At 40.5% G+C, this 16,198-nt stretch carries 11 protein-coding genes and 1 tRNA gene; 3 read left to right on the forward strand and 9 right to left on the reverse strand.

Annotation, left to right across the window (positions count from 1 at the left end):
- Positions 1–180: 180 nt before the first annotated feature.
- Complete coding sequence (locus V7L20_RS22905) at positions 181–387, reverse strand: hypothetical protein (RefSeq protein ID WP_334746293.1); 207 nt, start codon at positions 385–387, stop codon at positions 181–183.
- 294 nt (positions 388–681) lie between these two features.
- Between V7L20_RS22905 and V7L20_RS22910 the strand changes: the two genes are divergently transcribed.
- On the forward strand, positions 682–912 hold the full coding sequence (locus V7L20_RS22910) for a DUF433 domain-containing protein (protein WP_292779210.1): 231 nt from the start codon (positions 682–684) through the stop codon (positions 910–912).
- Positions 909–1,277: a DUF5615 family PIN-like protein gene (locus tag V7L20_RS22915; RefSeq protein ID WP_322713711.1), complete on the forward strand. Its 369-nt coding sequence runs from the start codon at positions 909–911 to the stop codon at positions 1,275–1,277. The genes V7L20_RS22910 and V7L20_RS22915 overlap by 4 nt, the downstream gene beginning before the upstream one ends.
- A gap of 91 nt (positions 1,278–1,368) precedes the next feature.
- Here the strand turns inward: V7L20_RS22915 and V7L20_RS22920 are convergent, their stop codons facing one another.
- Positions 1,369–4,092 (reverse strand): HEAT repeat domain-containing protein, encoded by a 2,724-nt coding sequence (locus tag V7L20_RS22920; protein ID WP_334746294.1) that lies wholly within the window; start codon positions 4,090–4,092, stop codon positions 1,369–1,371.
- A 129-nt stretch (positions 4,093–4,221) separates the two neighbouring features.
- The gene (locus tag V7L20_RS22925; RefSeq protein ID WP_334746295.1) at positions 4,222–4,662 is read right to left on the reverse strand and encodes a hypothetical protein; all 441 of its coding nucleotides are present in this window, start codon (positions 4,660–4,662) and stop codon (positions 4,222–4,224) included.
- A gap of 204 nt (positions 4,663–4,866) precedes the next feature.
- On the opposite strand from V7L20_RS22925, the gene V7L20_RS22930 reads away from it, so the two are divergent.
- On the forward strand, positions 4,867–6,243 hold the full coding sequence (locus V7L20_RS22930; RefSeq protein WP_334746296.1) for a dihydrolipoyl dehydrogenase family protein: 1,377 nt from the start codon (positions 4,867–4,869) through the stop codon (positions 6,241–6,243).
- A gap of 175 nt (positions 6,244–6,418) precedes the next feature.
- Here V7L20_RS22930 and V7L20_RS22935 read toward each other — a convergent pair whose 3' ends face one another.
- The 6 genes from V7L20_RS22935 to V7L20_RS22960 all read right to left on the reverse strand — a co-directional run bounded on the left by V7L20_RS22935 (position 6,419) and on the right by V7L20_RS22960 (position 16,108).
- Positions 6,419–9,433: a hybrid sensor histidine kinase/response regulator gene (locus tag V7L20_RS22935; RefSeq protein WP_334746297.1), complete on the reverse strand. Its 3,015-nt coding sequence runs from the start codon at positions 9,431–9,433 to the stop codon at positions 6,419–6,421.
- Positions 9,434–9,818: 385 nt separating this feature from the next.
- Positions 9,819–12,647: a methyl-accepting chemotaxis protein gene (locus V7L20_RS22940; RefSeq protein WP_334746298.1), complete on the reverse strand. Its 2,829-nt coding sequence runs from the start codon at positions 12,645–12,647 to the stop codon at positions 9,819–9,821.
- A gap of 60 nt (positions 12,648–12,707) precedes the next feature.
- Positions 12,708–13,205 carry a chemotaxis protein CheW gene (locus V7L20_RS22945; protein ID WP_334746299.1) on the reverse strand — a complete coding sequence of 166 codons (498 nt, stop codon included), beginning with the start codon at positions 13,203–13,205 and terminating at the stop codon, positions 12,708–12,710.
- A gap of 4 nt (positions 13,206–13,209) precedes the next feature.
- Positions 13,210–13,587 carry a response regulator transcription factor gene (locus V7L20_RS22950; RefSeq protein WP_334746300.1) on the reverse strand — a complete coding sequence of 126 codons (378 nt, stop codon included), beginning with the start codon at positions 13,585–13,587 and terminating at the stop codon, positions 13,210–13,212.
- 192 nt (positions 13,588–13,779) lie between these two features.
- On the reverse strand, positions 13,780–14,847 hold the full coding sequence (locus tag V7L20_RS22955; RefSeq protein ID WP_334746301.1) for a response regulator: 1,068 nt from the start codon (positions 14,845–14,847) through the stop codon (positions 13,780–13,782).
- Positions 14,848–16,026: 1,179 nt separating this feature from the next.
- A tRNA-Leu gene (locus V7L20_RS22960) sits at positions 16,027–16,108 on the reverse strand.
- Positions 16,109–16,198: the final 90 nt, after the last annotated feature.

Here is a 16,198-nt window from a genome sequence, read left to right on the forward strand (position 1 = left end):
TTGGTAACGAAACAACTTCATTGATAAGTTTTCTTTAAGCGTTGTTAACGATCGCATAAGCGTTTGCCACAAATGGATAAGCATTCGTAACCAAACAGGTTGTGTTGTTAACGATCGCATAAGCGTTTGCCACAAATGAATAAGCTTTGGTAACGAAACAACTTCATTGATAAGTTTTCTTTAAGCGTTGTTAACGATCGCATAAGCGTTTGCCACAAATGGATAAGCATTCGTAACCAAATAGGTTGTGTTGGTAACGAACGCATAAGTTTTCGTTACCAAACAGGTTGTGTTGGTAACGAACGCATAAGTTTTCGTTACTAACGGATAAGCATTCGTAACCAAACAGGTTGTGTTGGTAACAAATGGACAAGCTGTTGTTACCACGGGAACTTCATTTGTAACGTTGCTGCTGCAAAATTGCTCAAATTCTTCTGAAGAGGATTTTCTTTAAGCTTTGCATCGCACGAGTAACAACATGATGCTGAGATGTATGTAGGGTAGAGCGATCGCCACACCCAACACCAAGATCCATGTTGGGTTGGATTGTGCTTCACGCAACCTACATCTAATTTAAAACAACCTCTAATGCTTAACGTGAAAAATTCAGATAATAGAAAAAATGGACGCAGTTATTTATAATTCTTCAATCTAATAACCCCACATAGCGAGGTAACAACCATGCAAAATCTCACCAGAATTACCCGCAATCCAGAAGTGATGGGTGGTAAACCCTGCATTCGAGGAATGCGTATTACTGTTGGTACTATCGTTGGGTTAATGGCATCTGGACACAGCAATAACGATATTCTTAAAGCATATCCCTACCTCGAAGAAGCTGATATTTATGAGGCACTTGCCTATGCTGCATGGCGAGTTGAAGAAATTGAAGTGCCTCTAAAAAGTGCATGAAAATTTTGATTGATATGAACCTTTCCCCTGATTGGGTTGCGGTTTTTCAGAGGTACAATATTTCGTCTGTCCACTGGTCTACTATTGGCAACCCCCGTGAGAAAGATGCAATCATTATGGAGTGGGCAAGAACTAACAGTTATATCGTCTTTACTCACGATTTAGACTTTGGTACTTTGTTAGCTGCAACAGGTGCTGATACCCCCAGTGTAATTCAAGTTCGCGCTCAGGATATTTTGCCAAACAGTATCGAAAATCTAGTCATTTCAGCCCTGAATCAGTTTGAGTCCTTACTGGAGTCAGGTGCATTAGTTACTATTGACCAAGCTCAATCTAGGGTGCGTATTTTACCAATTCGTAAATAGCTGACAGCTTTGATTTAAGCATTTACCTACAAATATGACGAAGTTCGTTACCACCACCACTAGATTTGTAACGTCGCTGCTGCAAAAGTATTTAAATTATTCTTGTGAAGAGGATTTTCTTTAAGCTTCGCATTGTACGAGTAATAACATTATGCTGATGCCAAGCTTGATAGAAATCGGGGAAAGGCATATTCTGGGCGCAATTCCAGACAACATCGTATTCTACATCACCCAATAGCAAAGAACTGCTTAAAGCTTTGATTACTGCAAATCGAGACTTATTGTCTAGTAAAATTCGCCTCAAGCTTTCTGCCGTAATTATACGCTTGCCCTCATCGACATCTGTTGATTGCAGCAATTGAACCAATGTAGTGATTGCTTGTGAATTACCAGGATCGATTTGCCCTAAGTTATATGCTACTAGCCTACGAGTTTCCTCATTTATATCTGTTGATTGCAGCAGTTGCACCAATGTAGTAATTGCTTGTGAATTACCAGGATCGATTTGCCCTAAGTCATATGCTATTAGTCTACGAGTTTCCTCATTTATATCTGTTGATTGCAGCAGTTGCACCAATGTAGTAATTGCTTGTGAATTACCAGGATCGATTTGCCCTAAGTTATATGCTACTAGTCTACGCATTTCCTCATTTATATCTGTTGATTGCAGCAGTTGCGACCAGGTGGCAGTTTGATTTTTATTGCTAGTGCTGATTTTCCATAAGCGATGTGCAGCCAACCAATAGATTTCTTGACTTACATCTGTTGATTGGAGCAGTTGTGTCAAGGCAACTATTGCATTTTGATTGCCAGTGACGATTTCCTGTAAGATATATGCTGCTAGCCTACGACTGTCTTCATCCAGATTTGTTGATTGGAGCAGTTCTGTCAAGGTGATGATTACATTTCTATCACCAGTACCAATTTCCCATAAGCTATAGGCTGCGCCCCGACGGGTATCCTCATCCAGATTTGTTGATTGCAGAAGTTGCACTAAGGCGGCGATCGCATTTTTATTGCCAGGATGGATTTGGACTAAGCTTGTTGCAGCTTGTATATATATTTCCTGATGCAAATCACTTGATTGGAGAAGTTGCACTAAGGCGGTGATCGCCTTTTCGTCGCCAGTACCGATTTTCCCTAAGCTTTTTGCTGCCTGCCAACGGATAATCTCATAATACTTATCAGTTGAATGAAGTTGTTGCAGCAAAGTGGCGATCGCATTTTTATTACCAGGGTCGATTTGCCCTAACTTTTCTGCCGCCTGAATACGAGTGACTTCTAAGGCATCTGTTGATTGCGACAGTTGCAGCAAGAGGGCGATCGCTTTTGTACGGTTTGTTTGTTCCAGTACTGAACTAGCTTCCTCTTTAATTGAACTCTGACTATCAATTGTCCACTTGACAATTTGTGTTACTATTTCATCTGCTCTGAAATAATCTCTAAACTCTGCAATTCCTGCGGCGGCTAAAAAATAGGCGCGATATTTATAAAATTTTTGACATCCATCTTTAAAATTAACTAAAGCATCAATAAACTCTTGCTTTTGCTGCTTGAGGTTTTCTTCTTCTCGCCCTAGCCAAAGTAATATTGTTTGCCTCCATTGCGGTTCAAAAATGCGATAATTTCCTTGTCTGGGATTGTCAGGAACGTGGTTGAGAAAGAAATGCCAGTCATCAATTGCTTTAGCAGCAAAATACTCTTGAAATGAGGCATGAAAGAAAGCATAAATAGGTTTTTTCTTTGTATCTATCCCGACACAGTTCAGCCAGCCGCGACTTAGTGCCAATTTCAGCAGCGAATTTTCGTCATCAGCATCGCCCAAAAACTGACTAACAAAATCCTGCCGTAAGCGAAAACGGGTTGCTTCTTTGTCTATTGCTGCTTTAGCTAATTCCCCTAACTTTACATTGAGTTGCTGACGCTGGTGAGAGTTGATCGCAAATTCCTCTTTTTTCCACTTATAGAAGTCATCAACAAATTGCTGATAGAGTCCCGCTTGAGTATCTGGTAATTTGCCATCTCCTGATTGCCAATTCAAGCACAGCAGCGTCAACCGCAAAGGATTTTTCACTAAATCCTGAATCCGTTCTTTACCTGATTTTTTTAACGCAGTACATAACTGCTTTCCAGTTTCAGGAATAGCAGCGAACCATCTGTGAATAAATCTCTCTACCTGTTCTGGATAAGAAAAATCTAAACTGCGATAGGTATCAAAATCATCAAGTGCATTAATGCTGCCATCCCACAGATTAACTCGACAAGTCAGCACAATTCGCGCTTGATAAATTAACCCTGCTTCCCGGAATTGCCGTGCAATCTCTGTTAGAGGATTAGATGCGGACATTTCATCTAACCCATCTAACAAAAGCCACACATTCTTTTGATTAAACAGAGCAACAAAATTATCCTTCAGTTGCTTAGTGGCTTCAGCTTTACCTATTTTCTCAGCTACCTGAGTCAACCAAGTTTCAAACAGATAAGATTTTAGTTCCTGACCTCGCAAATCTGCTAAAGATACCCAAATGACAATCGACTGGTGATTCTCACGAGATACCCAATTAGCAATCTGTTGTAACAGTGTTGTCTTTCCTGCACCAGGTTCGCCAATAATTGCTATTCGCTTACCTTTACTTTTAGGCGTGTTCTGCTGTTTGAGAACTTCTTCAAGAAAAGCATCATGCTCAAATGTTTTGGTGATTTGTGTCTCCTTGTACAGTTCTGACCCCTGCTCTGGAGAAATATCACTTTGACGCTTGGATGGTTTTTTGCGCTCAACTAATCCCAGTGGTACGTAAACATCATCAACTTGCAAGGCGACTCCTTCAGTTGATGTCAGAGGATTTGTAGTCAGCTTTCGCCGTTCTGCGAGTATTTCACAGCAGATTTCACGCCAGTCATCGGGAGTTAACTTTGTCCCATCCTCCCCTTGAGACGACTGTAGTCAAATCGTAAAGTTATTAGTTTGGTTATTTATCTGTCCTTGATTTACAACCCCAATTTTTTCTGCTAGCTGCGTCAGATTTTGAATGGTTGGCTGTTGAGACTTGAGGGTATTTTCGATTTCTTGAATTTTTTGAGTGAGTTTTGGTTCTGCTTTTGCTGCTGCTTCCACTTCTACAACAGCTTGAGCAATTTCTGGATCTTGTTCTGCTGCTGCTTTGAGTTCTAGCACTGCTTGACCATAATCTAATCGCTGCGGTTCATTTCCCTCTACAGCACTGGTGAGTAATGGCGATTTATTCTTCTGGCGGAGTAATCCGATTAACTTACCACCTAGCGTCCATGTAGCATCACCAATGTTTTCGCCGATTTTTTCTTGGGCTTTAGTCCAAAGCGTAGTTGCGATCGCAGTAGCAACAGCCGTCAGTGTTACAGTTACCATAAATTCACTACAAATTGAATTGATATAGAAATTTCTCGGCTCAATACCTTTTGCAATTTTTCACAGAGAATATCACGAATACTACGCACAACCTGATAAGTTGAATTTTAACTCAAATAATTTGAGTGGTTTGACTGGAATCAGCGTTGAAGAAGAACACCTAATTAGAACCCAAGCAAACTATCTCCAAGGAGTTTAGCACTGATGGAAACAGCAGATGTGATTGTAATCGGCAGTGGTCAAGGAGGCATTCCACTGGCGGCTGATTTTGCCAATGAGGGACGTAAGGTTGTCTTGTTTGAGCGGGATGCTTTAGGCGGCAGTTGCATCAACTATGGCTGCACTCCGTCGAAAGCGTTCTTAGCTGCGGCTCATGCAGCAGGGCGGGCGCGCCAAAGTAAGAAGTTAGGCATCCACACGCAGGTTGAAGTGGATTTTCCTGCTGTCATGGAGCGAGTTCGGGGAGTCCGCAGCAGCTTTAATCAGGGGATTCACAAGCGATTGGAGAGTGCGGGTGTCAAAGTCATTTGTGCCGAAGCTTCTTTTGTAGGTGAACGGACGGTCAAAGGTGGGGATGTTACCCTTCAGGCTCCTCTGGTAATCATTAACACAGGCACGTCAGCGCTGATTCCTGACATTCCCGGACTTGCAGGAACTCCCTACTTCACCAACCACAACTTCTTTGACTTGAACACCTTACCAGCCCGTTTATTGGTGATTGGAGGCGGCTATATTGGCTTGGAATTGGGACAAGGATTAGCGCGTTTGGGCAGTCAGACTGACTTAATTGTGCGGGGCGATCGCGTCCTCGATCGGGAAGAGGCTGATGTCAGCAAGGTCTTAGCAGAAGCATTAAAACAGGATGGGATTAAGCTCCACTTTGGAGTCAATGTGAATCACGTCGCCCACGAGAATAATGTGTTTAGCCTGACCCTGAGCAATGGCGAACAACTCCAGGGAGAAGCGTTGCTGGTTGTGACTGGACGCAAACCTAATACAAGTCGATTAAATGCAGCCGCCAGCAAAATTGAGCTAGACGATCGAGGGTTTATCAAAATCGATCAGCAGTTCCACACTACTTGTTCTGGAGTCTATGCGATCGGGGATGCTGCCAAACAGCCTGCCTTTACGCACGTCTCCTGGGAAGACTATCGCCGCTTAAAAGCAATTTTGTGTGGAGAAAACCGGACACGGAGCGATCGTGTCCTTGGCTATGCGGTTTACACAGAACCCCAGGTTGGGCGAGTGGGTATGACCTTAGAACAGGCTCTAAAACAAGGCATCAACGCGCGTGCTGTCACGTTACCCATGAGCCAAATTGCGCGGGCGATCGAGTGGGGGCATGAACTCGGATTTTATCGCATGGCGATCGACAGCGACACAGACAAAATCCTGGGAGCAACTCTGGTGGGCTACGAAACTGCTGAACTAGTGCATGTATTTTTATCCCTGATGGAAGCAGGAGCAACTTGGCAGTTGTTAGAGCGATCGGTTCATATCCATCCCACCTATGGTGAAGGTTTACCCAGTCTGGCACGATTGCTGCTTGGAGATAATATGCCAGGGTGTCCGAATATGTGAAGAGGTTTTATTGATGCATAACATCATACCAATTCGCAATTCGCAATTGAGAAATTTAGATGCAGCAAGGCAATCCCTGCTTACATCTGTTGCCTGATTTTAGAGAATTGGTATTAGTCTTTGGCGTAATGCACTCTACAAAAATATTTGAAACCTAATTATGAATTATCAATTTTTAATTAGAAGCTGCCTTTTCTGCTACACTACGAATTATTTCTTCCAGTGTTTGCAATAATTCTTGCTCGTTATAAGGTTTAGAAAAGTAAGCCCGTGCCCCCAATTGCATAGCTAGTTGCCGATGTTTATTGCTACTACGGGAAGTCAGCATCGCAACTGGAATATTTTTTGTATTAACGTCTGAATTTATCTTACCTAAAAAGCCATAACCATCTAAGCGAGGCATTTCAATATCACAAATTACTGCCTCTACTTTCAATCCACTATGGAGTTTTTCTAAAGCATCTTGACCGTCTTTAGCTTGCTCTACTTGATACCCTCCTTTTTCAAGGGTAAGCGCTAAAAAGCGGCGAACATTAATCGAGTCATCTACAATTAAAATTGTGCCTTTATGCTTAATAGATGCTGCTGATATTTTCTCTTCATCAAATATCAGGAACGGTGTTTTTAACCTTGCAGATGGTAATTGAGTACCTTTAGGAGTCCACCGATTTGTAGCAATCCAATACAGCAACTCATTGACATTAACTAGTGGCACTACTCGACCATCACCGAGAATCGTGCAGTTGCTAAAGCCTTTAGGTAAAGGTATATTTCCCTCGACTTGGCGAATCGCAACTTCCTGTTCACCCCAGCAACGGTCTATTTGGATTGCTACTGGCTGATTATTACCTTTGACTACTAAAACGCTGTTAGCATTAATTGCTGCCGGAGTTTCTAACTCTGAGCGATCATAGCGCAGGCAATTAAACTCTAAATAAGGAGTCAAGCGAATCAGTGGCAACATGTTTCCTTGCCAATTTAGAACTTCGCTACCTGCCATTTGTAAAACTCGCTCGTCTTGGAGTAAGGATATTTCTGAAATGACATCTGTGGGAAATGCCAATAGCATTTTGTTGATTTCTACTAGCAGAACTCGGGCCACGGAAAGCGTAAATGGTAGTGATAAAGTGAAGGTAGTACCAACTCCTGGTTCCGTATCAACTTTCACATCTCCTCGAATCAGTTTGAGGTTGTTACGAACCACGTCCATACCGACACCGCGGCCAGATAATGCTGTAACTTGTTCGGAGGTGGTAAAACCTGGTTCAAAAATTAGTGATAATAGTTCTTCATCACTAGCATTAGCAAGTAGAGAAGCATCCAATCCCATAGCTAAGGCACGGGTGCGAATTTTCTCCAGAGAAATACCCCAACCATCATCACGGATAGTAATCAGGGTGCGATTGCTGCGGTGAGTAGCTGTAATTTCAATTAATCCTTGTTCTGGTTTACCCAGAAGGCGGCGGGTGCTAGAGTCTTCGATACCATGATCGAAAGCGTTTCTTAAAAGATGCATTAAAGGCTCGTTTAATGCTTCTAAAATGCTGCGTTCAATTAAAGTGTTGCCACCTTCAATTTTTAACTGGACATTTTTACCATACTCTACATTTAAATCGCGCAAGGCTCTAGGAAAACGCTCAATTAAATCGGACAGAGGCCGCATTCGGATGTGATTTAGCTTTGTTTGTAATTGTTTGGACGTTTTGTTTAATTTCCGAGCAATTTGGTCTGTATCATCTACACTGAGTTGAACATCAGTTGTAACTTCTTGTACCTGAACAATGGTTTCCATAACTTCCTGCGATCGCAGGTTTAAATCGTTATAGCGATCCATTTCTAAAGTATCAAATTCTCTCTCAATGTCTTGTGTTTGTTGGCTATTGTCAACTTGCATTCGTACCCCAGCCGACATCCCAGCTTGAGTAGAAATTTTGTCATAAGCTATCCGTAATTCTTGGTTTTCGCGGTCGAGAACTTGGACTCGCTGGTTTAAGTTCCGAACGAGTTTGCGTAATCTTTCTAATTGGGAGTTTAATCCATTTCGCTGGACAATCAGTTCGCCAAATAAATCATTAATTTGCTCTAGTTGTTTGCTGGGAACTCGGACGCTATTCTCATGAGTTTCCCGCTCTTTAGCAACGCCATTTGCTTCAACTTTACCTTCGCCAAATTTGGCATCTGAAGGATTATTTTCTCTAGAAAATATTGTACTATGCTCTGTGACATTGACAGCATTAACATCATCGGCAAATTCTACATCTACAAATGTAAAATTAGCAGCAATTGCTTCATGATTAGTCCAATTTTCTTTAATGTTTTCTAGTGGCCAAACAGATGTTGACACTACTTCTGTATCTGTGGCAATATGTGGTATGATTTCTGCTGGTAATACTGGCTGAGATTGCTTATAACTATTATTGAAGTCAAGTTCTGTAGGCAAGTTATCTAGTTGATTTGTCAGCACCAAAGCTTGCGATCGCCGCCATGCTTGCAATGTTAACTGGGCAATTTCGGGAATGCGCGAGCTGCTAACAGTTTCCAATTGCTGCGTTACTGACTCACAAAGCTTGGTAAAAGCTGCTAACTGGAGCATTTCACCCAAACCGCCCAATTCAGCAGCCATGATCGCAATTTCTTCATACAATCTTGACTGTTCGCTATCTGCCAATATAAATTCTAGACGCTGCAAACACTCTTCTACTTCTGTGCTAAATAGCAACGGGATAACGTCTTGGCCATCTTCTGGCGATAGCATGGTTGAGGCATCTTCAGGGGTGGGGTCACCTAAGCGATCGTGCAACTCATCAAAAATTGGGTAACAAAAGGTTGCTAACCACTGATCTTCGACAACATTTCCTTGTACAAGCAATTCTACAATCTGACGCAGCCAATCAACTCCAGATAGCAATAAACTTTGCAACTGAGTATCAATTTCGAGAGAATTTTTTTTAGTTTTTAAAACTTTAAAGGAATCCTCTAGACGATGAGCTAAATGACTTAGAGATTTAAATCCCATCATCCCCGCGCCACCTTTGATTGAATGAGCGGCCCGGAGTGCAGCATTGATTTTATCCAAATCGATGCGGTTACTGGTATCGATTTCCAGTAATACCCCTTCTAAAGTATTTAAGTAATCAGTTGCTTCTTCCAGAAACTGCATCTGGATTTCTAGTTCTTTGTCTTGTAACATAGTTTTTGTTAATAGTCATTGGGCATGGGGCACTTGTACTGCCCTTCGATTATGCTCAGGAACCGCGACTTATAGTGAGCTTGTCCTCTTGGTAGTCGTTCGCGCTAGCGTCTCTGAAAGAGAAGAGCTTAGTCGAAGTAAGCCGAGGTAAGTCGAAGTATTGGGCACTTGTACTGAGCGACTTGTGCCGAGCGTTCGCGTAGCGTCTCGTAGAGAAGCCGAGGTAAGTCGAAGTATTGGACATGGGGCATGGGGCATGGGGCATTGGGCATTGAGCATTGGTCATTAGTCATTAGTAAAAGGACAAAGGACAACGGATAAATAATAAAAGTCGTTGGTCACTAGCAAAGGACAAATGACAAATGACAAATGACAAATGACAAACTTAACTAACTTTAAAAGCCTCAACAGTCTCTTGTAACTGATGGGAAATCTTTACAGTTTGTTGCAGAGATTCGGAAACTTGGCGAGAAGAATCCCTGGTGCGTTGTGATAAAGCAGCGATATCTTTCATTAATTGGCTAACACTTTGCGATGTTTCAACCTGAGATGCAGTTGTAGTGGAAATCGACTGCACTAAGGAGTCAATTTCACGCGATACATCCAAAATTTCACTCAGACTTTGTTTAGCTTCCTCTACAATTCGAGTTCCTTCTACAACTTGCGTAGTGCCTATTTCCATCGCTAGTACCACTTCACTGGTTTCTCGTTGGATATTTTCAACAATTTGTTCAATTTCTTGGGTTGCTGCGGCACTTCTAACTGCTAGTTCGCCGACTTCTTCAGCTACTACGGCAAAACCTTGACCTTCTTCACCTGCACGCGCTGCTTCAATACCGGCGTTAATGGCAAGTAAGTTAGTTTGAATAGCGATTTGGTTAATCAAGGAAACCACGCGGGAAATTTGTTGTGAAGATTCTCCCAAACGTTTCACTTTTTTAGCAGTTTCACCCACAGTTTTCCGCAAAGACAGGATGTTTTGTACTGTTAAATCCATCGCCTGTCCACTCTTATTAGCGGTATGAGCCGCATGATTGGCAACGAAAGCAGCTTTTTCGGCACTTACGGCTACAGACTGCATGGATTGGGTCATTTGGTCAACAGCATCAAGGGTGCAGTTGATTTCGGAAGCTTGGGTGAGTGCTTCCTCTGCTAAGTGGCGGATGGCTCCTTGGTTAGAGCCAATGGCAGTATTAACGTGGGTGGCAGCTTGTTGGACTTGGGTAACAATATCCCGGAGGCTTTCTACAATAGAGTTGAAAAAGTCGGCAACAGTGCCTATTTCCCCAGCCGTTACATCTGCACGTACTGTCAAGTCACCTCTGGCTGCACCTTCTACTTCATTGAGCAGTTGTAAAAGTTGCTGTTGCAGCGTTTCTTGTTGATGCAGTTCGTCGCCAGAATGGATTACTGCAACATTCTTAGATTGCTCTATCTCTTCTAATAACTTGGCTTGTTCTAAGGCATAGCCGATTTGAGTTGCTATCTGTTGAAACAAGTCAATTTCTGGCTGTTGCCAAGCACGAGGAGTTTCGCACTGATGAGCAATTAATAAGGATAATAGCTGGCCTTGGGCAATAATTGGTACGATCAAATTACTTTTGACAGCAAATTTTTCCAAAAATTGGATATAACCGATTGCATTTTTCAAGCTTTGGTCTTGATGAATGTTTGCAATTGCTTGCACCTGTCCATACTGATCAGTTTCTACATAACGTTCCCGAAAATAAGGCTCGTCAATTTTTACTCCAAGCATTTGTGGCCAATTATCAGTTACCGATTCAGCAACGACAACGCCATTTTCAGTATTTTGATTTAGACTATAAATAATTACCCGGTTTGCTTTTAGCGATCGCTGAACTTCTTTTACTGCTGCTTGATAAATATCTTCAGTTTTGATAATTTTCCGAATTCGTAGGGTAATATCTGTTAATAACTTTGCCCCTTCAACGTCCAGTTCTTGTTCCTTAACTAAGACCTGTAATTCTTTGGCCATCTGGTTGATATTTGCACTTAATACCCCTAATTCATCTTCTCTTTCGATTTCCAGACGGGTATTAAATTTACCTTGACCAAGCTTTGCTAATGCCACAGTCGCATCTAAAATTGGCTGTGTAGTAAGTTTAGCTAACCGAGATGCGATCGCAGCTACAATCAATGCTGTAACTGCTGTACCAATGCCTAGAATCCACAATAATTGTCTTTGCGGCTCAAATACAATTGCTGTGTCTGTAGATAAAAGTACTTGCCAGTTTAAATCTGGTAAACCGTTTAACTTAGTGGCTGGTACATAGCTGACTAGTTCTTCTTTTTGGTAAGTTTTGGGAACTTCTATAAAACTATCTACTTTATTGGCTGCTACCAGTTTAGTTAAACCAGAATACTCTCCCTTTGCCTCTTTCCCTAATAATTCCTTTTGTGGACTCAAGAAAACTGTTCCCGAAGCATCAAGCAAATGGTATTGTTGTCCGTTGGCTACGTAGTTTTTAATAACTTCTTGTAAAGATTTTACAGGCATCCGCGCTCTTACCACACCAATGGTTTGGCCCGTCCTTATCTCTTTCACAGGTGCAGCTATATAAATACTCACTACACCAGTATTTTTTTCTGCTTCAGGTTTACTAATGACAGGCGTATCTTTTTCTAAAGCCTCTTGAAAGTAAGTATGATCTTTTTGGTTGTCTAGGGGTTCGCCTCTGGATTGGACAATCAAGTTACCTTGGCGATTAAAAACAGCAACGCTGTCATAAGTTTTGTAGGCTTCGATAACTCCATCTAAGATTGCTTGTTTATCTTGAGTGGTGATACTGACACTAGCCTGGGGACTTGTCAAAAAAAGTAAACTTGATATGATTTGAATATCACCGTAGCGCCCCAACATGAAACGGTTAACTTTATCACTTAAGCCAATGGCTTGGGCTTGTTGAGATTGGGTAATTTGCTTAGTAATCGATTTGTTGGCAAAGCTAAAAGCGATCGCACCAATGCCCAATACTGGTATTGTACCGATTGCGATCGCTAAAATAGTCGCTTTCTTAGCCAATCCAAGTTTTGCAAAAGAGGCAATAGCCTGATTTAGTAAAGAATTATTAGCTGTTTCACTAGTAGTCTTAGCTGGTAGCTTTATCACACTACCACTTATTTTTTGGGATGAAGTTAGTGATGCTCGATTTTTGGCGCCACTACCTTGATTTGCATTGGTTTTATTAAACATAAGAGTAATTCTCTTAACTATGTGAATAAGAAGACTAAAAATCCTTTTTAGTAATACACCCTAATCACTGCGGAGAATAGAAGACTGCACAATTGCCTGAGCATCTAATACCAGTAATATTTCTTCTTTTTGTACAACGCACCCACATAAATAAGGAACTAAGCTGGATGCCACTTGTCCTATAGGAGAATGAATATCATCAGGGATGAACTTAGTCGTACCTTTTATTTCTTGCACAACTAAACTTAATACTAATGATTCCACTTGGATCACGATCGCATTGTACTGTCGCAGTCGATAATCTAGGGATTCTAAATTGAGCATTATTGGCAAATCAACAACCCAAATTATCCGACTCCGCCAATTCATTAACCCTAATATACAGGAGGGCATATTAGGCATTGAGGTTACAGATTCAATCGGTATAATAATTGCTTCTTGCGTATGTTTCATTGATAAAACAGCAGCAGTTTGTTGATTTAGCTGAAACTTTAGATAACCATCTGCTAAATTATTTTCGGTTTCTTTTGAAGGAAGTGTAATGTTTATACTAGTCATTGATTCAAATTACCACTGATTTAATAGTACGTAGCAGAAGTTCGCGGGTATAAGGTTTAGTTATATAGGCATCTGCACCTTGTCTCATTCCCCATAAACGGTCAATTTCTTGATTTTTTGAACTACAAATTACAATTGGCACTTTTGCAGTAATCGGATTTCGTCTCAGATAACGACATAATTCAAATCCGCTCATTTCTGGCATTACTACATCAGTAACAATCGCATCTGGTTTTTCTAAAACAGCTTTTTCTAAACCCTCTTTTGCACCACTTGCTTTAATTACGTTGTAACCACTTTCTTTCAGATAATGGCTCATTAATTCCAATTCGCTGGGAGAATCTTCTACAATCAGAATTGTGCCAATTAAAGTTATACTCACTATTAAATCTCCTAAAAAATAAATTAAACATATTAGCATTTTTTATTAGAATTCAGGAGTCATTAGTCAGAATTAAGAATGGAATTAGCATAGCTTGTTATTAGCTTACTAACTTCCTCAAGTTGAAGTTTTAATTTAAATCTCTTCGCTGGCTGTTTCATTTCTTCTAACTCTTGAATTCTGAGTACTAAATTATCCAAGATGTTTGAAAACAATTTTCAGCAATTCTGATTGTGTAAAAGGCTTAGTTAAATATCCTGATGATCTAACTATCTTCGCCTTTGCCCTGTCGATAAATCCTGTTCTACCAGTCACCATAATGATAGGTGTATGTTTAAAAGCTGAATGTTTTCGTAATAAGGAACATAGCTCGTAGCCATCTAAGCTTGGCATCTCAACATCTAGCAAAATCAGCTCAGGCTTACTCCGAAGAATTTGCATTAACGCCTTCACAGGATCGTTGATCATCACAACCGAAAATGTGTTTTCATCCAAAAAGTGTTTGATAGAATTCAAAACTGTTTGGCTGTCATCAATGCAGGCAATTGTATATAATTTTTTGCCAACAGGCAGCTGAGTAGTTTTATTATTTTCATGGACATCAAAATTGATTGGTATTGGTAACTTTTGCCCAAGTTTTATTTGCAGTTGTGGCTGAACTTGAGACGGTTGTATTCTAGACAAAAGTCGGGAACCCGCACCAGCCGGAATTGATGACTGGATATTTTGCCGATTTCGTAACTGCTTTTGACAGTGTTCAACAAGTAACCGCAAATCCAAGCGACAGAACTTTGGTAGTTCATCCAAAGAGCTTTCTGAGCTGAATTCATAGCTACCTTCTTTTAAAGATAAAAATGATTCCAGTACTTCTTTTGCTAATTCGTCTATCAGGCTTGCTGCTTGCACAGAGGTGATATAGTCCTGATTTACTAACCAACAAATAGCTTGGTAATCTGCATTTGTTATTGATTGGTGTTCATTTTTAGTCTCAAACATCAACCGCATCTGCACACGAGTGGCGCTGTTGAGAGCAGGAATTTGCTGGCTCAAGCCTCGCAAATGACTGTCAAGCCGCTCAAACAGTTTATCTGAATAGGAGGCATAAGTAAGTTTACCTTCCTCTAGATAAATTGACCAAGAAACTATTCCAGTAAATATGTTTAAGCACCCTGTAGCACGCCGACTGGTTAATTGTGCCAACAGAGATAGCGGATGTAGTTTCTGGAACAATCTGTAGCTACCTATAGGAGTTGTGCTCATTTTCCTTTTACTTCAGCTAAATTCAATACATGTAAGTTAAATTCGTACAAAGTTATTCCACAATTGACATCAAGTAAAAAACATTAAACTTTTGTATTTTCAAGTACATCAGTTTATATTTAGGATTTGTGGTGAAACTCAACGATAACAGGGTTATTTCAAATGTTAAAATCTCAGTAAATTCGGAAGTTATTATTAATTTACTTGCTGCTACTGAGGTTTATAGACATTTTTGGACAATAAGACATAAAAATGTCAAGACTAGATGAAGCCACTTTCCATTGAGTAACCCCAATCTGACCACAGGAATAATACTGATTTTGTAGATAGTAATATATTTGAACTTCTGTATTTACACTGAAGTGAACTCTATTTTTGAAGTAGATAACGACTAGATGAAGCCACTTTCCATTGAGTAACCTCAATCTGACCACAGTAATAATACTGATTTATTGATAATAATAAATTGATTTTTTAATATGTTTGAGTTTCATGAACAGAGATAGTATGTCTTATTTCCCTGTTCATACCTTGGTAAATAGTGCGGAAGACTTATCAGCAGAAACCAACATACTTATAAAACGAATGTGATTGTTACAGAACTCTTAGAGAAAGCGTAACTGAAAGTTAGAGGTAATCCAAAGTTTACTTGAACCGTGCGATCGCACAACTGAAGGGTAGAAGTTCGAGACAGGGGGAGCAAGAGAAGTGATTTGTATCAAGAATGATAAAAATAAATATTAAAGGGAATTGTTTATAGTACCTGACCTGGAGGAGTGTAGGTTTTCTCACCGCAGGCAATCTACTAGGTATTATTGAAATCCCACAAGTTACAGCTAACTTGGCATGGGGAAACAATGATTATAAAACTTTGTACATCATGGCTAGAAATAACTTGTATCGTATCCGCCTTAAAAACTCAGGTGTTAAACTAGGAAAGAGTTGCGCCCTGCGTAGTTGGCAAAATGAGCCTAGAAAATTGGCAAAAGAAATAATCTACAAAACTTATAATTAAAAATCATCATAAACACATTATTTATTATAAAACATCATGTGTTTATGTAATAATTTATATTTTATTTATCGCGTGATTAAGGTCTTTGTCTAAATGACAAAAAACAATTAGTCACTGCACGCTATAATTACCAGTTGAGATCAGGAAATTCAATTGATTAAAAATGCGGATGAAAGGACTTGAACCTTCACTCCTTTCGGAACTAGAACCTAAATCTAGCGCGTCTGCCAATTCCGCCACATCCGCATCAGTTTACTATCATACCATGACAAATTATTTTTGGGAATAGGGAATGGGGAATAGGAAATCAGGGAGTAGGGAAGGCAAGGGGACAAG

The organism is Nostoc sp., assembly GCF_036916735.1.
GTDB lineage: Bacteria > Cyanobacteriota > Cyanobacteriia > Cyanobacteriales > Nostocaceae > Nostoc.

What these genes read in the sequence shown, in the direction of transcription:
- V7L20_RS22955 (WP_334746301.1), bottom strand. Translation starts at nt 14,847, where the DNA reads ATGAGCACAACTCCTATAGGTAGCTACAGATTGTTCCAGAAACTACAT.
- V7L20_RS22930 (WP_334746296.1), top strand. Translation starts at nt 4,867, where the DNA reads ATGGAAACAGCAGATGTGATTGTAATCGGCAGTGGTCAAGGAGGCATT.
- V7L20_RS22940 (WP_334746298.1), bottom strand. Translation starts at nt 12,647, where the DNA reads ATGTTTAATAAAACCAATGCAAATCAAGGTAGTGGCGCCAAAAATCGA.
- V7L20_RS22915 (WP_322713711.1), top strand. Translation starts at nt 909, where the DNA reads ATGAAAATTTTGATTGATATGAACCTTTCCCCTGATTGGGTTGCGGTT.
- V7L20_RS22910 (WP_292779210.1), top strand. Translation starts at nt 682, where the DNA reads ATGCAAAATCTCACCAGAATTACCCGCAATCCAGAAGTGATGGGTGGT.
- V7L20_RS22925 (WP_334746295.1), bottom strand. Translation starts at nt 4,662, where the DNA reads ATGGTAACTGTAACACTGACGGCTGTTGCTACTGCGATCGCAACTACG.
- V7L20_RS22935 (WP_334746297.1), bottom strand. Translation starts at nt 9,433, where the DNA reads ATGTTACAAGACAAAGAACTAGAAATCCAGATGCAGTTTCTGGAAGAA.
- V7L20_RS22945 (WP_334746299.1), bottom strand. Translation starts at nt 13,205, where the DNA reads ATGACTAGTATAAACATTACACTTCCTTCAAAAGAAACCGAAAATAAT.